The sequence below is a fragment of the Paracoccus sp. KKT209 genome (genome assembly GCF_055635455.1).
Window position 1 is genome coordinate 55,852 of the sequence record NZ_JBVMWB010000004.1, and the last position, 19,076, is coordinate 74,927.

The 19,076-nt window shown below is 64.1% G+C and carries 19 protein-coding genes and 1 pseudogene; 14 read left to right on the forward strand and 6 right to left on the reverse strand.

The features are described from left to right. Positions 1-124 precede the first annotated feature (124 nt). Positions 125-1,702: a BCCT family transporter gene (locus ACZ2G3_RS19200; protein ID WP_419270746.1), complete on the forward strand. Its 1,578-nt coding sequence runs from the start codon at positions 125-127 to the stop codon at positions 1,700-1,702. 103 nt (positions 1,703-1,805) lie between these two features. On the opposite strand, the gene ACZ2G3_RS19205 is transcribed toward ACZ2G3_RS19200, so the two are convergent. After that, entirely contained in the window at positions 1,806-2,579 is a 774-nt protein-coding gene (locus ACZ2G3_RS19205) for a creatininase (protein WP_419270748.1), read from the reverse strand. 98 nt (positions 2,580-2,677) lie between these two features. On the opposite strand from ACZ2G3_RS19205, the gene ACZ2G3_RS19210 reads away from it, so the two are divergent. Then, positions 2,678-3,571, forward strand: a complete 894-nt coding sequence (locus ACZ2G3_RS19210) for a LysR substrate-binding domain-containing protein (protein ID WP_419270750.1) — start codon at positions 2,678-2,680, stop codon at positions 3,569-3,571. Between the two features lie 362 nt (positions 3,572-3,933). Here the strand turns inward: ACZ2G3_RS19210 and ACZ2G3_RS19215 are convergent, their stop codons facing one another. Beyond that, a complete protein-coding gene (locus ACZ2G3_RS19215) occupies positions 3,934-4,860 on the reverse strand; it encodes a LysR family transcriptional regulator (protein WP_419270752.1) in 927 nt (308 codons plus the stop codon). A gap of 151 nt (positions 4,861-5,011) precedes the next feature. Between ACZ2G3_RS19215 and ACZ2G3_RS19220 the strand changes: the two genes are divergently transcribed. The 12 genes from ACZ2G3_RS19220 (at position 5,012) to ACZ2G3_RS19275 (ending at position 15,771) form a co-directional block, all read left to right on the forward strand. Continuing rightward, entirely contained in the window at positions 5,012-6,199 is a 1,188-nt protein-coding gene (locus ACZ2G3_RS19220; protein ID WP_419270754.1) for a muconate/chloromuconate family cycloisomerase, read from the forward strand. Between the two features lie 2 nt (positions 6,200-6,201). Continuing rightward, entirely contained in the window at positions 6,202-6,492 is a 291-nt protein-coding gene (gene catC / locus ACZ2G3_RS19225; RefSeq protein ID WP_419270755.1) for a muconolactone Delta-isomerase, read from the forward strand. 67 nt (positions 6,493-6,559) lie between these two features. Next, on the forward strand, positions 6,560-7,498 hold the full coding sequence (catA, locus tag ACZ2G3_RS19230; protein ID WP_419270757.1) for a catechol 1,2-dioxygenase: 939 nt from the start codon (positions 6,560-6,562) through the stop codon (positions 7,496-7,498). A gap of 119 nt (positions 7,499-7,617) precedes the next feature. Next, a complete protein-coding gene (locus ACZ2G3_RS19235) occupies positions 7,618-8,982 on the forward strand; it encodes an SRPBCC family protein (protein WP_419270759.1) in 1,365 nt (454 codons plus the stop codon). Next, positions 8,979-9,491, forward strand: coding sequence for a benzoate 1,2-dioxygenase small subunit (gene benB, locus ACZ2G3_RS19240; RefSeq protein WP_419270762.1), 513 nt, complete (start codon positions 8,979-8,981; stop codon positions 9,489-9,491). The genes ACZ2G3_RS19235 and benB overlap by 4 nt, the downstream gene beginning before the upstream one ends. A gap of 36 nt (positions 9,492-9,527) precedes the next feature. Next, the gene (benC, locus tag ACZ2G3_RS19245; RefSeq protein WP_419270764.1) at positions 9,528-10,556 is read left to right on the forward strand and encodes a benzoate 1,2-dioxygenase electron transfer component BenC; all 1,029 of its coding nucleotides are present in this window, start codon (positions 9,528-9,530) and stop codon (positions 10,554-10,556) included. Continuing rightward, positions 10,553-11,338, forward strand: a complete 786-nt coding sequence (benD, locus tag ACZ2G3_RS19250) for a benzoate diol dehydrogenase BenD (RefSeq protein WP_419270765.1) — start codon at positions 10,553-10,555, stop codon at positions 11,336-11,338. The genes benC and benD overlap by 4 nt, the downstream gene beginning before the upstream one ends. A 38-nt stretch (positions 11,339-11,376) precedes the next feature. Then, positions 11,377-12,708 (forward strand): MFS transporter, encoded by a 1,332-nt coding sequence (locus ACZ2G3_RS19255; protein WP_458478856.1) that lies wholly within the window; start codon positions 11,377-11,379, stop codon positions 12,706-12,708. 64 nt (positions 12,709-12,772) lie between these two features. Beyond that, on the forward strand, positions 12,773-13,558 hold the full coding sequence (gene pcaD, locus ACZ2G3_RS19260; protein ID WP_419270769.1) for a 3-oxoadipate enol-lactonase: 786 nt from the start codon (positions 12,773-12,775) through the stop codon (positions 13,556-13,558). 34 nt (positions 13,559-13,592) lie between these two features. Next, positions 13,593-14,429, forward strand: coding sequence for a 3-oxoadipate:acetyl-CoA acetyltransferase (locus ACZ2G3_RS19265; protein WP_419270771.1), 837 nt, complete (start codon positions 13,593-13,595; stop codon positions 14,427-14,429). Next, positions 14,426-15,130: a CoA transferase subunit A gene (locus ACZ2G3_RS19270; protein WP_419270773.1), complete on the forward strand. Its 705-nt coding sequence runs from the start codon at positions 14,426-14,428 to the stop codon at positions 15,128-15,130. The genes ACZ2G3_RS19265 and ACZ2G3_RS19270 overlap by 4 nt, the downstream gene beginning before the upstream one ends. Beyond that, positions 15,130-15,771, forward strand: a complete 642-nt coding sequence (locus ACZ2G3_RS19275; protein WP_419270775.1) for a CoA transferase subunit B — start codon at positions 15,130-15,132, stop codon at positions 15,769-15,771. Before ACZ2G3_RS19270 ends, ACZ2G3_RS19275 begins: the two co-directional genes overlap by 1 nt. Positions 15,772-15,819: 48 nt before the next feature. On the opposite strand, the pseudogene ACZ2G3_RS19280 reads toward ACZ2G3_RS19275, so the two are convergent. From ACZ2G3_RS19280 to ACZ2G3_RS19295, 4 genes and pseudogenes are all read right to left on the reverse strand, one after another. Beyond that, positions 15,820-15,936: pseudogene (locus tag ACZ2G3_RS19280) on the reverse strand (leucine zipper domain-containing protein); the annotation flags it as partial. 516 nt (positions 15,937-16,452) lie between these two features. After that, positions 16,453-16,854 carry a (R)-mandelonitrile lyase gene (locus ACZ2G3_RS19285; protein ID WP_419270777.1) on the reverse strand — a complete coding sequence of 134 codons (402 nt, stop codon included), beginning with the start codon at positions 16,852-16,854 and terminating at the stop codon, positions 16,453-16,455. Between the two features lie 126 nt (positions 16,855-16,980). Next, a complete protein-coding gene (locus tag ACZ2G3_RS19290) occupies positions 16,981-17,523 on the reverse strand; it encodes a DUF4167 domain-containing protein (RefSeq protein WP_419270779.1) in 543 nt (180 codons plus the stop codon). A gap of 395 nt (positions 17,524-17,918) precedes the next feature. Continuing rightward, positions 17,919-18,992: an IS110 family RNA-guided transposase gene (locus tag ACZ2G3_RS19295; protein WP_273742991.1), complete on the reverse strand. Its 1,074-nt coding sequence runs from the start codon at positions 18,990-18,992 to the stop codon at positions 17,919-17,921. Positions 18,993-19,076 lie beyond the last annotated feature (84 nt).

The window sequence follows — 19,076 nt, forward strand, 5'->3', positions numbered from 1 at the left end:
TCGGGCGACGCCCGGCGACGCCGGGCCTTGCCGCGCGCTCCCGCCCCCGGGACGGCGCGCGGCCGCGGGCGGGTTTCGGGCTGGCCGGGATATCCGCCGACTGCCAACACATCGGAGGATATCGATGCTGACAAGAACCGGACCCTTCAGGGGGGTCAATCCGCACGCCACGCTGATTTCGGCCGGCGTGGTCCTCGCCTTCGTCGCGCTGACGCTTGCGCTACCCGCCCGCTCAGCGGCCTGGATCGATAGCGCGCGCACCTTTGTCACTTTCTTCTTCAGCTGGTGGTACGTCGCGCTGGCGGGCTTCCTGCTGCTGTTCCTGATCGTCATCGCCGCAAGCCGCTATGGCAGCCTGCGGCTCGGCGATCCCGAGGACCGGCCAAAATACGGTTACTTCACTTGGTTCGCGATGCTCTATGCCGCAGGCCAAGGCATTGGCATCATCTTCTGGTCGATCGCCGAGCCGATGCTCCACTTCTCGGGCGGCACGCCGTTCAACGGCGCCACGGGCACGCCCGAGGCCGCCGATGCCGCGCTCCAGGTCGCCTTCTTCCACTGGGGATTGAATGCCTGGGCGATCTACTGCGTCGTGGCGCTGGCGCTCGCCTTCGTCTCCTACCGGCTGAAGAAGCCGCTCGGGATCCGCTACACCCTATATCCATTGCTGGGCGACCGGGTCGAGGGACGCATTGGGGTGATGATCGACGTGATTGCGGTCTTCGCGACCGTCTTCGGCATTGCCACCTCGCTCGGCCTCGGAGTCACGCAGATCAATTCCGGGCTGAACTATCTCTGGGGCGTGCCGATGACGGTGCCGATCCAAATGGCGCTGATCGCAGCGATCACCGCCATCGCTCTCTGCTCGGTCCTGTCGGGGCTGGACCGGGGGATCAAGTGGCTGTCGCAGATCAACATGTGGCTGACCATCGTGCTTTTGGCCTTTTTCTTCCTCTGGGGACCGACGCAGTTCCTGCTGCTGTCGCTGCTGAAGGCTTCTGCGGGTTATCTGCTGAACCTGGTGCCCTTCAACCTCTATGTCGAGGCAGTGCCGGAGGGCGCCAGCCGCTGGAGCGACATGTGGCAGGGCTGGTGGACGACGTTCTACTGGGGCTGGTGGGTATCCTGGGCGCCCTTCGTAGGAGTCTTCGTCGCCCGCATCTCGCGCGGCCGGACCATACGCGAATTCGTCGTCGGCGTCGTCGGCGTCTCTTCCCTGCTGTCCTTCGTCTGGATCGCCGCCTATGGCGGGACCGCGCTCTGGGTTGAGTTGTTTGGCCGGGGCGGGATCTCGGCGACAGTCAGCAGCAACGTATCGATGGCGCTCTTTGCTACGCTCGAGGCGATGGATCTCGGGGTGGTCGGCCTGATCGCAGGCATACTTGGGACGGTCCTTGTCATGACCTACTTCGTCACTTCCTCCGATTCAGGCACGCTGGTCGTCACCACCATCCTCAGCGAGGGGAACGAGCATCCGTTGCATCGCCACCGCATCATCTGGGGTGTGTTCCAGGGGCTGATCGCGGCAGTTCTGCTGCTGGCGGGCGGCAGCGCGGCGCTGAGCACGCTGCAGACGGCGGCGATCATCGCGGCCCTGCCCTTCTCGATCATTGTCCTTCTGATGTGCGTTGCCATTGCCCGTGGAGTGATCCTCGAGGGCCGGGACGAGCGGCTGGCCGCCCCGCGCGGCGCCAGCAACTGATCCGGCAGGGCGCGGCATTGGCCGCGTCCTATCCATGCTTTGAACAGCAAAAAGCCGGGACCGCATCGCGCGCCCGGCTTCCTGTTGCGGTCCTGCCGCCCGTCTAGAACTCGGCACGCAGCGCCGCGACGATGCCCTTGGTGCAGATCTCCAGCAGCAGATCGCCCTTCTCTGCGCTGGCCTCGCGCGGCGAGGAAAGGGTGCCGGCGGCGGGCGTCCAGTCGGCCCGGACCGGATAGACGTCATAGGGCGGAAAGCTCGCCGGCGCGACATCGACTGCCCGCGCCAGATCAACGAACTGCGGATAAAGCGCCAGCATCAGCGAGGTTTCCAGCACGCCGCCATGTTCCAGCGCCCAGCCTGGAAAGCCGTTGGGATAAAGCCGCGCGATGTCCGTTTCGCCAACGAAGTCCCAGTAGGACAGCACCACGATCTTGATGTCCGAGACCCCGTCCCACCGCAATTCCCGCAGCGCCAGGTCAATGCCCTCGATGATGAACCACGAATTCTCGTAATGACCATTCACAAGGCAGATCTTGCGCACACCGTGGCGGGCAAACTCCTTGATGACGTCGCGCAGCGCGGCGACCAGCGTCGCACCATCGAGGCTGGTCGTGCCCGGCAGATGGTTGCCGCCGCCGCATTTCTGGTGCGACTTGTAGCCATAGGTGAAGGCCGGTGCGACAAGGCCGCCGATCTCGATCGCCGCGCGCCGCGCAAATTCGGTCGGCAGAAGGACGTCGACATGCAGCGGCATGTGATGGCCGTGCTGCTCCATCGAGCCGATGGGGATCAGCATCGGCGTTGCCCCGTCGCTGACGGCCGCGTCGTAGTCCGGCCAGGGCAGTTCCGATGCAAATGCTGTTTTCTGCGGCATGGCGCACCTCCCTTTTGATTGCATCCCCTCACTAGAGTTCCTGCTCCGCCATAAATGAAATATATTGGGCGCATCCTTGTATTGACCGAGCAAATCCGATGGCGGTGCTGACCAATCTCCCGACCGACCTTCTGCGCAGCTTCATCGCGGTCATTGAACTCGGTGGCCATTCCAAGGCCGGAATAGCGCTCGGGCGCAGCCAGCCCGCCATCTCGCTGCAGATCCGCCGGCTCGAAGAACTGGTGCGCGCGCCGCTGCTTCTGTACCAGGGCCGCGCAATTGTGCTGACCCCGGCGGGTGAGGCGCTATTGAGCTACGCGCGCGAGATGGTCCGCATCAACGACGAGGCGGTCAGCTACTTCCACCGCTCGCACCGCACAGGCGTCCTGCGTGTCGGCCTGCCGACCGATTACGCTGCTGCTTTTCTTCAGGCGACGCTGACCCGCTTTATCCGGGCACATGACGAGGTCCAGCTGGAGGTCCGCTGCGCCCTTAGCCGCGAGCTGCACGAGCAGCTTCGGGCCGACGATCTGGACGTCATCGTCGCCGTCATGTCCGAGCCGCAGATGCCCTATCTGTCGCGCCACTGGTCTGAGCAGCCAATCTGGGCCGCGGCGCAGAACCTCAGCCTGCCGGAAACTGTTCCCGTCCCGCTCGGCGCGCATCCTGAGGGCTGCGAATACCGCACCCGGATGATCCACGCGTTGGACGGCGTAGCCCGGCGCTGGCACGTGGTCTATAGCGGGCCGGGCATCGGAGGGCTTCAGGATGCGGTCATCAACGGTCTTTGCGTGACCGCCCTGACCCGCGCGACGCTGCTGCCCGGAATGCGCGCGCTGCGTGAGGACGAGGGCTTTCCCCGCCTCGATCCGCTGCGCATCGGACTGTTCTACAAGCACCCCCGCCTCTCGCCGGCGGGGCTGGAGTTGGTTCGGGTCCTCGTCGCAGATCTCGAGGCGATGGCGCCTGCAATGGGAGCGAGCAGCGCCTGATCCATCAGCGGCGTAAATGCGGCGATTAGCAGAACCGATTTCTGCACTGGAGCGTGTGCGCCTTAGCCTTCTCGTGTCGTGCCTCGCCCACGGCGAATGCAAAAGGACACTCCGATGGCCCGACTTAATCGTCTTGAGATGGTGCAGCATGCCCCCCCGCCGACGCCGCCCAAGATCGACTGCGCGACGTGGCTGAGTTTTCTGCTGGCAGGACGCCTCGGTCCAGTTCGGCTGCCGCAGCACCCGCAAAAGGGCGCAGCAAGCTAGCTGTCGCACCATGAAAATAGATAAAATTATCAGTGAGCTAAACCAAGATCCTCATGAAGTCTCAACGCTGATGTCTGCCGCCACTTAAGCTGATCTCACCTACCACGCGTAACATTATTTGCCTCCAGCCATGCCGGCCGCTCGGCATACATGTCGCGGATCAGCCTCTTCACCAATCCGATATAGCGCGAGTTGTCGCCTGCGCGGTGGTTCATGACGACTGGCGAGAGTGCGCGCGGGCTGTCGATGGGCCTGTACCGTACGTCCGAGCGCATCTGCCGTGCCGAGGAAGGGATAATGCAGATGCCCGAGTCGGCGGCCACAAGGCCGAGAGCGGTCTGGATCTCGCGCACTTCCAGCACTTCGGCGGGATAAATGTCCTCCTGCTGAAGCAGCGTCAGGACTTGGTCAGCATAGCTGGGGCGCGGCTCCTTGGGATAGACGATTAGCTTCTGATCGGCCAGGCCGGACAGCGGCAGCGGCGTCTCGTCTCTGGCTAATAGCGCGTCATGCGGCAGCGCGACGACGAGGCGTTCCTCGCGCAGGACGGTGCCGACCACGTTCTCATCGTTGTGCATGAGGCGGCCGAAACCAAGATCGATCCGCCCCTCCTTCAAGGCCGCTACCTGCTGAACCGAGAGCAGCTCGAGCAGCTGGATATCCAGCTCGGGCGCATTCTGCCGCAGCTTGCGGACCAGCAATGGCAGGCCGCCGTAAAGCGTCGAGGCAACGAAGCCAATGGACAGCACCTTGTTGCGGTTCATGCCGACGCGGCGGGTCGCGTCCTTCATCTGCTCGACCCGGCCCAGAACCTGCAGCGCCTGTTCGTAAAACAGCCGTCCGGCATCAGTCAGCTTGATCGGGCGGCTGTTGCGGAGGATCAGGGCGACGCCCAACTCCTCCTCGAGCAGTTGGATCTGCCGGCTGAGCGGCGGCTGCGCGATGTGCAGGGATTCGGCGGCGCGCGTGAAGTTCCGCTCGCGCGCCACAGCCGCGAAGTAACGCAACTGGCGCAGGTCCATGAAACGAGCCCCTTTCATGACTATTTCTGGTATTCTTCAGCGGGAAATATAGCTGAAAATTGAGCCGTTAGCCAACACTATACCTTGAGAGTATCGTTATACATCCAAATGGTGTTGGACGTGCAGGGGTTCTAGGCGGCAACTTTACGGTATGAACCAGCCATATTCCCCCCGCGCCACAGCCTCTACCGCAGCGCCCGTCGTCACTCGGGTCGAGACGGTGATCCTGGACCTGCCGACCGTCCGGCCGCACAAGCTGGCGGTCGCGACGATGACCGGACAGGTCCTGACGCTGGTGCGCGTCCATTGCAGCGACGGGATCGTCGGGATCGGCGAATGCACGACGATTGGCGGGCTGGCCTATGGCGGCGAAAGCCCGGAAAGCATGAAGACCAACATCGACATCTGGTTCGCGCCGGTGATGCTTGGTCAGGACGCGACGCGGGTGCAGGCGCTGATGGCGCGGATCGGCAAGGCGGTGCGCGATAACCGCTTCGCGAAATCCGCCGTCGAGACCGCCCTGCTGGACGCGCAGGGCAAGCGCACTGGCCTGCCGGTCAGCGAGCTCTTAGGTGGACGGCGGCGGGACCGGCTTCCCGTCGCCTGGACCCTCGCTTCGGGCGACACCGCCCGCGACATCGCCGAGGCCGAGCGGATGCTGGACCTGCGCCGCCACCGCGTCTTCAAGCTGAAGATCGGCGCGCGCGCGCTCCGCGATGACATTGCCCATGTTGCGGGGATCAAGGCTGCGCTTGGCGACCGGGGCGCCGTCCGCGTCGATGTGAACATGGCCTGGTCCGAAGGCGAGGCCACTTTCGGCATGGCTGCCCTTGCGGATGCGGGCTGCGAGCTGGTCGAGCAGCCGGTCGCGTCCTCAGCCACCTTGGCCCGCCTGATGCGCCGCTTCCCCGTGGCGCTTATGGCGGATGAATCCCTGACCGGCCCCGAAAGCGCCTTCGAGCTGGCCTGCGTCCGGGGCGCCGACGTCTTCGCCGTCAAGCTGGAGCAGAGCGGCGGCGCCTTCAACGCCGGGCGCGTCGCGGCCATCGCCGATGCGGCGGGGATCGGGCTTTACGGCGGGACCATGCTAGAAGGCGCGGTGGGAACGGTCGTCTCGGCCCATGCCTTCGCGACCTTCGCCAACCTGCAATGGGGCACGGAGCTGTTCGGCCCTCTGCTGCTGACCGAGGAAATCCTAACCGAGCCGCTGGATTACAGCGAGTTTGAGCTGACCGTGCCGCAGGGCCCCGGCCTCGGCGTGACGCTGGACGAGGATCGCGTGGCCTTCTTCGCCCGCGACGGCATCCGCAAGACCATCAGCCTGCCCGGAAAGGTGTGACCATGCTGTTTCATGTGACCATGGAGGTGAAGATCCCTCGCGACGTTGCCGCCGACGAACGCGCCGATATCCTCGCCCGCGAAAAGACCTATTCGCAGGATCTGCAGCGGCAGGGTAAATGGCGCCATATCTGGCGCATCGCCGGGCAATACGCGAATGTCAGCATCTTCGACGTGCGCGACGTGGCAGAGCTGCACGACATCCTGTCGGGCCTGCCCCTGTACCCGTTTATGTCCATCACCGTCATCCCCATCCTGCGCCACCCCTCGGCCATCCGGGAGGATGACAGCTGACCGCCCGAGGGCGGCCGGAGGGGGCCAGCCCGACCCAGTTTCCAAGCGAATCCAGGAGGAGAGAAGAATGACCGTCAAGATTTTCGACCGACCCGACGTGCAGGCGTTCCTGAAGGAACTCAGCGGCCTGAACAACAACGACGGCAATCCGCGGATGAAAGAGATCGTGCATCGGCTGATGTCCGACCTGTTCAAGGCCGTGGACGATCTGAACATTACCCCCGACGAATACTGGGCGGGCGTGGCCTGGCTGAACGACTTGGGCGCCGCCGGACAGGCTGGCCTGATCTCACCGGGCCTGGGGCTCGATCACTTCATCGACGAACGCCTGGATGCCATCGACGCCGCTCTGGGGATCGAGAACCCGACCCCGCGCACCATTGAGGGGCCGCTGTATGTTGCAGGCGCCCCCGTCGAACAGGGCTTTGCCCGGCTTGACGATGGCCGCGACACCAACGGCCACACGCTGATCATGCATGGCACCGTCCATGGTTCGGACGGCAAGCCGGTGCCGGGCGCGCAGGTCGAGGTCTGGCATTGCGATACCCGCGGCTTCTATTCCCACTTCGATCCGACCGGCCTGCAGTCCGACTTTAACATGCGCCGCACGATCATCGCCGACGAGAACGGCCGCTACAAGTTCCAGAGCATCCTGCCCTCGGGCTATGGCGTGCCTCCCGGCAGCCCGACCGAAAAGGTGCTGAGCGCCCTTGGCCGCCACGGCCAGCGCCCGGCGCATATCCACTTCTTCATCAGCGCCGACGGTCACCGCAAGCTGACAACCCAGATCAACATCGAGGGTGATCCGCTGATCGACGACGACTTCGCCTATGCGACCCGTGCGGGCCTGGTGCCCCATGTCGTCGAGCGCACGGACGAGGAGAGCATCCGCGCCAATGACCTCGACGGCCCGTTCGCCGAGATCGTGTTCGACATCCATCTGACCGCGTTGATCGACGGCATTGACAACCAGGTTAACGAACAGCGCCGCCGCGCCGCTGCCTGACGGGCAACTCCGGCCGGCCCCCTGGAAGGGACCGGCCGCTCAACTCCGGACCCAATCTTTCATCATCGAAATCTGGCAGGGGCCGGATCGCGTAAGCGCGACCCCTGGGGAGGAGACTCATGTCTGCAATCATCGAGAAGGCCCGCGACCTGGATCAACTGCTGGACGTCGCCGTCCAGGACGACAAGGAAGCCGGCCTGTTCCGCTGCCGCCGCGACATCTTCACCAACGAGGATCTGTTCGCGCTGGAGATGAAGCACATCTTCGAAGGCAACTGGGTCTATCTGGCGCATGAAAGCCAGATCCCCAACGTCAACGACTACTACACCACCTGGATCGGCCGCCAGCCGATCGTCATCACCCGCGACAAGACGGGCGAACTGAACGCAGTCATCAACGCCTGCGCCCACAAGGGCGCGATGCTCTGCCGCCGGAAGCAGGGCAACAAGGGCAGCTTCACCTGTCCGTTCCACGGCTGGACCTTTTCCAACACCGGCAAGCTACTGAAGGTCAAGGACGCCAAGACCACGCAATATCCCGACCAGTTCAACCAGCACGGATCGCACGACCTGACCCGCGTGGCCCGGTTCGAGTCCTATCGCGGCTTCCTGTTCGGCAGCCTGAGCCCTGACGTGGCGCCGCTGAAGGAATTCTTGGGCGAAACTACTGTCATCATCGACCAGATTGTCGATCAGGCCCCCGAAGGCTTGGAGGTCCTGCGCGGCAATTCCTCCTACATCTATGACGGCAACTGGAAGCTGCAGATGGAGAACGGCTGCGACGGCTATCACGTCAGCTCGGTCCACTGGAACTACGCCACCACCATGGAGCGCCGCAGCGAGACCGGTACCAAGGCCGTCGATGCCAACAGCTGGTCCAAATCGGTCGCGGGCGTCTATGGCTTCGAGAACGGCCATATCCTGTTGTGGACCAACACCAAGAACCCCGAGGTGCGCCCCGTCTATGGCCGCCGCGAGGAAATCACCGCCCGCTTGGGTGAGGAAAAGGCCGGGTTCATCGTCAACCAGACGCGCAACCTGGGGCTCTATCCGAACGTGTTCCTGATGGACCAGTTCAGCACCCAGATCCGAGTCGTCCGCCCTCTTGGCGTGGACAGGACCGAGGTCACGATCTTCTGCTTCGCCCCGAAAGGCGAAAGCGCCGAGGACCGCGCGCACCGCATCCGCCAATACGAAGATTTCTTCAACGTCTCGGGCATGGGCACCTCGGACGATCTGGAGGAGTTCCGCGCCTGCCAGACCGCCTATGCCGCGCCGCTGTGGAACGACATGTCGCGCGGTGCGCCGCTCTGGATCGAAGGTCCGGACGAGAATGCCCGCCGCATGGGGCTGAACCCGCTTCTGTCGGGTGAACGCTCCGAGGACGAGGGCCTCTTCGTCTGCCAGCACGCGCACTGGGCCAAGGTGATGCGCCAGGCGCTCGCCGCCGAGAAAGCCGACCACAACGCAAAAGGTGCAGCATGAGCCTCGATCAGATCACCGACACCCGCATCGGCTATGACGCCATCTGCGCCTTCCTTTACCGCGAGGCACGCCTTCTGGACGACCGGCAATGGGACGACTGGCTGGAATGCTACGCCCCCGATGCGTCCTACTGGATGCCGGCCTGGGACGACAACGACCAGACGACGGAAGACCCGCAGACCGAGATCTCGCTGATCTATTACCCGAGCCGCGAGGGGCTTGAGGACCGGGTGTTCCGCATCAAGACCGAGCGCTCGGGCGCATCGACGCCCGAACCCCGCACCAGCCATACCGTGTCGAATGTCGAGCTGGTCGAGGATCGGGGGGGCGAGGTGGATGTCCGCTACAACTTTCACACACTGAACCACCGCTACAAGACCACGGACCAGTTCTTCGGAACCATGTTCGTGACCCTGCGCCACACGGACGCGGGGCTGCGCATCGCCGCCAAGAAGATCGTCCTGAAGAACGACTACATCCGCCAGGTCATCGACGTCTATCACGTCTGACCGCCGACCCCGCACAACCGCAAGGAGGAGGCGACCATGTGCTATACGATCGCGCTGAACTTCGAGGACGGGATCACCCGCTTCGTGGACTGCAAGAAGGGCGAAAAGGTCCTCGATGCAGCATTCCGCAACAGGATCAACCTGCCGATGGACTGTTCCGACGGCGTCTGCGGCACCTGCAAGTGCCGCGCCGAAAGCGGCACCTACGAGTTGGGCGACGACTATATCGAAGACGCCCTGACCGAGGACGAGGCCGCCGAGGGCCTCGTTCTGACCTGCCAGATGGTGCCGTCCTCGGACTGCGTCATTTCAGTCCCGACCAGCTCAACGGCCTGCAAGACGGGGCAGCAGTCCTTCTCGGCAACTGTCGCCCGGATCGAGGCGCATCACGACGCCGCCGTGGTCTTGGAACTGGCGGTGGACGAGGGCGAGGCCGCGCCGGTCTTTCTGCCGGGGCAATATGTCAACATCGCCGTTCCGGGCAGCGCCGATCACCGGTCCTATTCCTTCAGCACCCCGCCGGGCGAGACGGGCTTGGGCTTTCTCATCAAGAAGATCCCGGACGGCCTGATGAGCACCTGGCTGGCAAGGGCCAGGCTTGGCGACAGTCTGACGCTGACCGGCCCGATGGGCAGCTTCTATCTGCGCGAAGGCGCTGGCCCGCTGCTGTTCCTTGCGGGGGGCACCGGCCTCGCGCCGTTCCTGTCGATGCTCGAGGTGCTGGCCCGCGCCGGCTCGCGCCGCGATATCCACCTGATTTACGGGGTGACGCGCGATCTGGATCTCGTGCTGGTGGACCGTCTCGCGGCCCTTGCCAAGCGGCTGCCGAACTTCACCTTTGCCACGGTCGTCGCCGACCCGGCCTCGGAGCATCCCCGCACGGGCTGGGTGACCCAGCACATGCCGGACGAGATGCTGGCCCAAGCGGGCGCCGAGGTCTATCTCTGCGGCCCCCCGCCGATGGTCGATGCCGTGCGCCACTACCTCGACGAGAACGGGATCAGGCCGGCCAGCTTCCATTACGAGAAGTTCACCCCGAATGCACCGCTAAAGGCCAGCGCATGAGCGCCGCCATCTTTGCCGGTCGCTTTGCAGGCAAGGTGCTGGTCGTGACCGGGGCTGCGCAGGGGATCGGCCGCGCCGTAGCCCTGCGCGCGGTGGCCGAGGGCGGCAAGGTCCTGTTCGTGGACCGCGCCGATTTTGTGTCCAACGTGGCGGCCGAGGCCGGAGGCGGCGCCGCCGCCTTCACCGTGGATCTCGAGACATGGGACGGTGCCGAGGCGGCCATGCGCCGCGCCCATGATGTCTTCGGCGGCATCGACATCCTCATCAATAACGTTGGCGGCGCGATCCGGATGCGCCCCTTTAACGAATTCGAGCCGTCGCAGATCGACGCCGAGATCAGGCGGTCGCTGATGCCGACGCTTTATTGCTGCCATGCGGTCCTGCCGCATCTGGTAGCGGGCGGCGGCGGCACCATCGTCAATGTGTCCTCGAATGCCACGCGTGGCATCCACCGCGTGCCTTATTCGGCGGCCAAGGGCGGCGTGAACGCGATCACGAAATCGCTGGCGATGGAACTGGCCGGTCAGAACATCCGCGTCGTCGCCACCGCCCCCGGCGGCACCGAGGCGCCTCCGCGCCTTATCCCCCGCAATGCAGAGGGGGACAGCACGGCGGAAAAACAATGGATGGCCGAGGTCGTGGACCAGGTGAAGCAATCGGCCTTCATGCACCGCTACGCCACCATCGAGGAGCAGGCCGCGCCGATCCTTTTCCTGGCATCGGACGAGGCGTCCTACATCACCGGTTCTGTCCTGCCCGTCGCGGGAGGCGACGAAGGCTAACCGAGCAAATAGAAGCAATAACAGGGAGGTAAACGACAATGCGTACAATAGACGTGAATGAGGCCATCGATCAAAGTCCGTTCGGTCGGTTTCAGTGGATGGTGGTTGCGCTGTGCGGCACGCTGCTGGTGGTCGACGGCTATGACGTGTTCGTGGCGGGCACGGTCTTGCCGACGCTGATCCAGGAATGGGGCCTGACCAAGCCGCAGGCGGGTGCGCTTCAAGCCTGGGCATTGTTCGGCATGATGTTTGGAGCCCTGATCCTCGGCCCACTCGCCGACAAAATCGGCCGTAAAAAGGGTGTGGCTATTAGTTTTGCACTGTTCACTTCGGCCACGGTCCTTACAGGCTTTGCCGACACGCCCGGCCAGTTCAAGTTTTTCCGCTTCATCGCGGGTCTGGGATGCGGTGGGCTGATGCCCAATGCAGTGGCGCTGATGAATGAATATGCGCCCAAGCGCCTGCGTGGAACCATGGTCGCGCTGATGTTCTCTGGCTACTCGGTGGGTGGCATGGTGGCGGCGGGTCTTGGCATCGGCCTGATCCCCAGCTTTGGCTGGCAACCGATGTTCTACATCGCTGCGGTGCCGCTGCTGCTGTTGCCGCTGATCCTGTGGAAACTGCCCGAATCCCTTGGCTTCCTGATCAAGCAGGGCAAGCAGGACGAGGCCCGGCGCATCTTTGCAAGGATCAACCCGGCGGCGCCGCTTGCGGTCGACGATCGGCTGGTCCTCGTCGAGGCCAAGGGGGCATCCGCCTCGATGGCCGAGCTGTTCCGGCATGGTCGGACGCTGCGCACGCTGATGCTGTGGCTGTCCTTCTTCTGCTGCCTGCTGCTGGTCTATCTGCTGTCGTCTTGGCTGCCCAAGGTGCTGCAAGAGGCGGGCTACGCCGAACGCGCCAGCCTTCTGTCGCTGTTCTCGCTGAACTTCGGCGGCATGGCGGGGGCGATCCTCGGCGGCCGGATGGGTGACCGGTTCGGCCTGCCCAAGGTCGTGGTGGGCTTCTTCGCCGCCGCCGCCGTGTCGATTGCGCTTATCGGCTTCAACCCGGCCCCCGCGCTGCTGTTCCTGTTGGTCTTCATCGCTGGCGCGACAACCATCGGCACGCAGATCCTGCTCTATGCAAGCGTTGCGCAGCTTTACAACATGTCAGTTCGTTCGACCGGCCTCGGTTGGGCCTCGGGCGTAGGCCGGATTGGCGCCATCGTTGGGCCGACTCTGGGCGGAGTGCTGCTGGCGCAGGGGCTTCCCCTGGGCGAGAACTTCCTGATCTTCGCGATCCCTGCGGCTGTCTCGACCATCGCCATGCTGGTCTTTGCGTTGGCCAATGGGCGTGGGCGCGATAATGCCCAGCTTGCCGCAGCCTGAAGCGATGCACAAAACCAGGCGCGCGGCCTTGAGGCCGCGCGCCTATCCCCAAAGGAATTTTGACATGGCGCAGCTCGATCTACCAACCCACCGCCTGCATTACCGGATCGACGGAACGGATGGCCCATGGCTGACCTTCTGCAACTCGCTCGGAACCGATCTACGCATGTGGGACCCGCAGATTGTTGAGATGTCACGGCATTTCCGCATCCTGCGCTACGACCGGCGCGGTCATGGCAGGTCCTCCGCCCCTCCCCCGCCCTTTAGGCTGGCGGATCTGGGGGGTGACGTGATCGTCCTTCTGGACGCGCTGAAGATCGAGCGCACGCATTTCTGCGGCCTGTCCATCGGCGGACTGACCGGCCAGTGGCTGGGCATTCACGCCGGGGACCGTGTCGATCGTATCGCAGTTTGCGCGACCGCGGCCAGGATCGGGACCGCTGAAAGCTGGCACGCGCGCATTGACGAGGTAAAGGCGAACGGGCTTCACGGCCTTATCGCGGCAACGGCCGAACGATGGTTCACCAGCGACTACCGCGCCGCCCGGCCCGATATCGTGAAGCCCATCCTGGACAGCTTCGCGGCAGCCTCGGTCAACGGCTATACGGGATGCTGTGCCGCCTTGGCCGAGGCGGATCTGCGCGGCCAGCTTGCCCAGATCACCCGCCCGCTGCTGGCGATCTCGGGAAGCGACGATCCGGTCTGCCCACCCACAGATCTCGCGGCCATCGCAGAGGCGGTGCAAGACGGCCGGCATCTCGCCCTGCCGGGACGACACATCGTCAATGTCGAAGCGGCATCCCGGTTCACCACAGCCCTGACGGACTTCCTGTGCGCCGCCGCCTCATAGGCAGGGCGGCGCCACAACGATTGGAAAGCACCACATGACCCCCTGCATCCTCTGCGTCGCCATCACCGGCAGCCTGCCGACCAAGGCGAACAACTCCGCCGTGCCGATCACGATTGCCGAGCAGATCGAGTCAACGCATGAGGCCTTCGAGGCCGGCGCCAGCATCGTCCACGCCCATGTCCGGGACAACGAGGGCAAACCGACCTCGGACCCCGACCGCTTCGCCCGCCTGCTGGAGGGCATCCGCCAGCATTGCCCCGGCATGATCGTGCAGCTGTCGACCGGCGGGCGCTCAGGCGCGGGCAAGGATCGCGGCGGGATGCTGCGGCTCGCCCCCGACATGGCGAGCCTCGCCGTTGGCTCGAACAATTTCCCGACGCGGGTCTATGAGAACGCGCCGGACCTCGTGGACTGGCTGGCCGCCGAGATGGCGACGCACGGCGTCATGCCCGAGATCGAGGCCTTCGATCTCAGCCATATCCTGCAAGCCCGTGCGATGTGGAAGGACGGGCGGTTGAAGACGCGGCCCTATGTCCAGTTCGTGATGGGGGTGAAAAACGCGATGCCCGTCGACCGGGACGTGTTCGACTACTACATCCGCACGGTGAAGCGCCTTTTCGGCGAGGATGCTCCCTGGTGCGCCGCCGGCATCGGCGCGCATCAGCTGACGCTGAACGAATGGGCGATCGAGGCCGGCGGCCATGCCCGCACGGGGCTCGAGGACAACGTGCGGCTGGACCGCAAGACGCTGGCGCCATCGAACGCGGCGTTGGTCACGCGCGCTGCCGATATCTGCGCGCGGGCCGGCCGTCCCGTTGCGACCTGGCAGCAGGCACGGCAGATCCTGGGGCTGAGGGAGGTTGCGGCATGAAAAAGGTCTATGGCAGCGCAGATGCGGCGCTGGAGGGGTTGCTTCATGACGGGATGTTCATCGCGGCGGGCGGCTTTGGCCTTTGCGGGATCCCCGAGCTTCTGATCGACGCGCTGGTGGCGTCGAAGGTCAAGGACCTGACCATCGCCAGCAACAATTGCGGCGTGGACGGGTTCGGCCTGGGCAAGCTGCTGGACACGCGCCAGATCAGCAAGATGATCAGCAGCTATGTCGGTGAAAACGCCGAGTTCATGCGCCAGTACCTGTCCGGAGAGCTGGAGCTGGAGTTCAACCCCCAGGGCACCTTGGCCGAGCGCATGCGCGCCGGCGGCAGCGGTATCCCCGGCTTCTACACCAAGACTGGGGTCGGCACCGTCATTGCCGAGGGGAAAGAGGTAAAGAATTTCGACGGCCAGGATTACATCCTGGAGCGCGGGATCGTGGCCGACCTGTCCATTGTGAAGGCCTGGAAGGCCGACGACACCGGCAACCTAGTCTTCCGCAAAACGGCGCGGAACTTCAACCCGCCCGCCGCGATGTGCGGCCGCGTCTGCGTCGCCGAGGTCGAGGAGATCGTCCCGCGGGGCAGCCTGGACCCCGACCTGATCCACCTGCCGGGCATCTATGTCCACCGGATCATCCAAGGCACGCATGAAAAGCGCATCGAACAGCGCACCACCCGCAAGAAGGAGGCCGTCTGATGCCCGACGCACCGAAAGGCTGGGACCGCAACCAGATGGCCGCCCGTGCCGCGCAGGAGTTGCAGGACGGCTGGTACGTGAACCTGGGGATCGGCATCCCGACGCTGGTCGCGAACTACGTGGGCGACAAGGACATCACCCTGCAGTCGGAGAACGGCATGCTGGGCATGGGCCCCTTCCCGTTCGAGGGTGAGGAGGACCCCGACCTGATCAACGCGGGCAAGCAGACGATCACCGAACTGCCGCGCACGTCCTATTTCGACAGTGCCACCAGCTTTGGCATGATCCGCGGCGGCAAGATCGCGGCGGCCATCTTGGGCGCGATGGAGGTCTCCGAGGAGGGCGACCTGGCCAACTGGATGATCCCCGGCAAGCTGGTCAAGGGCATGGGCGGCGCAATGGACCTGGTCGCGGGCGTGGGCCGCGTGATCGTGGTCATGGACCACACCAACAAGGCCGGCGGATCCAAGGTTCTGAAGTCCTGCACTCTGCCGTTGACCGGCAAGGGCGTGGTCGACCGGATCATCACCAATCTGGGCGTTCTGGACGTGGTCGAGGGCGGGCTGCGCATCGTCGAGCTGGTCGACGGGGTTAGCGAGGACGAGCTGCGTACCGCCACCGAGGCGACCATCGTCGGGTGACAAGTAACCTCATTCGCGCAAGGGTATAGGAGGTTACCTGCTAATGCTTTAGGCGGACGGCATCGCAGCACGGCGAGCATGTGGATGTGTGAAGCCCTGCATGCCGTCCTTGCGGTAGCGCGCCAGCCAGCGCTGCGCGGTCCGGAGCGGCACGCTTGCCTCGGCCGCGGCCCGCGAGAGGCACCTCCTCCTCGAGGGCGGGCCGGAGCACCGCCAGGCGGGCCATGACCTCGCGGCGTCGGTCCTCGGGGAGAGCCGCGAAGGGAGCTCCGGTCGACCCGGACGTGTCCTGTCTCATGGGGAGCCTCCCCTGCCAGCTTGGGCCGCGCCCCTCGAACGTGCCCGAAAGAGGATCGTGTAACGGACGCCTTGCACGCTTTGTGCCGATCCCTGCGTGTAGATTTCTGCGCTAAATGGCAGGGTTCTGTTGACGCTATTTGTCAGCGACCTCGCTTAAAGCCTTAACTGAAAAGCCGACAATCAGGTGAGGTGGCAGGATCAACGTGAAGAGCCCACTGCTGCCACGCGACACTTCCGCTGGCTGGTGGCGCAGCTTCCCGAAAGCAGTCGCTCATGGACGGGGCAGTGAACGAACTGCACCTTCTTTGCGTGTCTGTTGTGATGATCCGGCAGCCTTCCAGAAATCCAGCTGATCCCCGGACAGTGCGTTCAAGCAGGACGCTACTGGCGGTCCAGGTACTCACTATCCGAAACCTTCTCCATCCAGGTCACAGCCGTGCCATCGATGGTCTCCTGAATGGCAATGTGGCTCATGGCGGTATCGGGTGCGGCACCATGCCAGTGCTTTTCCCCAGCGGGAAACCAGACCACATCCCCCGCACGGATTTCCCTGACGGGCCCGCCCTCGTGCTGAACCAGGCCGCGCCCGAAGGTCACGATAAGGGTCTGACCGGCGGGATGCGTGTGCCAGGCCGTGCGTGCCCCTGGCTCGAACGTAACGTGCGCTCCACCGGTGCGGCCTGGTGCTTCGGCGCTGAACAGGGGATCGATCCGGACGGTGCCGGTGAACCAGTCGGAGGGGCCGACCGTGGAAGCTGTCTGGCCAGAGCGAGTGATCTTCATGACGTTCTCCTGTGATTGGGACAGCAGCGATCATGCCGCCCCTCCTTACGTCACTGAACCATTGTCACGATGTCCAGCATCTCCTGCGCCTTCGGGATGCCGCGCCAGTCCTTCAGGTAGGGCTCCTTATGACCGAAGCACCAGGCCCAGCTGTGCCAATGTGTAGCCATGCTGTCCCGCAACCCGCTCAAGAACAGCCGCTGCCGCGGCCCGTTTCGCGATCCGGGCTTGCTCTGGGCTCCGGGACTCGCGGCGCTTTGGCGCTGTCTCTACATTGACAGCCTCAGGCTCAGGCGCTTGTTCCGCGCACACCATAGCCACTGGAACAGTGGTGCACGCATCACCGGCAGAAGAGCACACCTCTGTCGCAGTCGGCGCAGTCGGCGCAGGCGCGTGAGGCCGGTGCTTCACAGGTCGGGTGTCGGGGTGACAAACGGGATTGCCCAAGCGGACATAGTGCTCGGCCGATTGCAGAAAGGCCTCGGACGCCACGCGATCATTCGCAAGCCGGGCTTCTTCTGCAAACTGAAGATAACGCTCGACGAGTTGTCGCGCCGTGCCTCGGATCTTGCCCTTTGCGCTTGTGCTCTCAAGAACATGGTTGCCGGGATCACGCTGTTGCTGTGGCGAACGCGGTTCGCCACTCCGTCGATGTCGATGGGGTTTCATGAGCCGATACAGTAGGTGTAGGGGGGCTGCGTATGCCGCATCCTGTCGAGATACGCTGAACCTGTCTGATCAGCAAGAACGCGGTCGCATCACAACTGCTTGGCCCTGCATAGCTGCCGCCAAGGCCGCGACCGGGCAGCGGTGCAAGGAGCCCAAATGTATGTGCCGGCTGCTGTTCGCAATTGAGAATTTGGCGTGGCTGCGGAAGTCGCTCATATGTATCCGGCCTGTTGGATCGGCTCGTGGGCCGTGGCCATGATGGGGTTACGCACGCGCCTTGGTCTCATTAGCGGACAGGTCGATGACGACCCTTAGGGCTCTCAGACTCTGGGGGCGTAGTTGATCCGTTCCATGCTGTTCTCTCTTTCGCGAACGTCGTGATGGCGGAGGAAGCCTCAGACGGCTTCCATCACCATGTCTCTGTCTCTTGCAGCGTCAAAGCTGGTGCCGTGACGCAAGATGCTCCAGGCGATCCGGGCCAGCTTGTTGGCCAGCGCGATGGCGGCCTTGTTGCCGGGCATGCGTGCCACGGCTCCGGCCAGCCAGTTGCCGAAGCTGAAGTTCGGCCAAAGGTGGGGGCGCATCATGATGATCCGCGCCGCCTGAACCAGCAACATCCGAAGATACCGACTGCCCCGCTTGGTGATCCTGCCGAGGATTGTTCGGCCGCCCGTGCTGAACTGCTGGGGCACCAAGCCTACCCAAGCCGCGAAGTCGCGCCCTCGGTCAAAGGCTTCCCCCTTCCCGATGGCTGCAACCATCGCCGTCGAGATCATCGGGCCGACGCCGGGGATCGACATGATCCGGGCACAGCTTTCCTCACTCCGGCTGACCTCCTTGATCTCGTCTGAGAGCTGGTCGATCCGCTTATCCAGCCAGTGCCAATCGTCTCGAAGGCCAGTCAGAACCCCGCGCATCCGGGGCGAGATCTCATCCCGGCGCTGATCGAGGATTGCCTCGAACGAGTTGTTAAGGGCCCGCAGGCCAGAGCGCACGGTGATCCCATGCTCGATCAGAAAGGCGCGGATCTGGTTGATGGTCGCGGTCCGGCGCGACACCAGCCTTGAACGAACACGATGCAGCGCCTGCAGATCAAGCTGGTCCTGGTTCTTCTCCGGGACGGTTCGTAGGTTCGGGCGCAAGGCGGCTTCGGCGATGGCCTCGGCATCGTTGTAGTCGTTCTTCTGACCCTTGTTGAAAGGCTTCACGTAGATCGCAGGTATGATCCGCGGCTCGAAGCCCATCCCACGCAGAGTGCGGCTGACGACATGGGCACTAAGGCAGGCTTCCATCCCGACGATGCACCGCGGAAGCATGCCGAATGTTTCCTGCAATGCGAGACGCTTGATCTTCCTCCGCAGAACGACCTGGCCCGATCGGTCAAAGCCGACCAGGTGGAACACGTCCTTCCCGATATCGACACCGACTATGGAGAGATTTTCGAGGCTTCCTTGTTTCTTGGCACACATGGCTGCTTGTCCTTGTTGCACGGTTGATCCCGGTTCAGGATAACACGACGGTGGGGAAGCAGCCGGCACATCCCATTAGCTGAC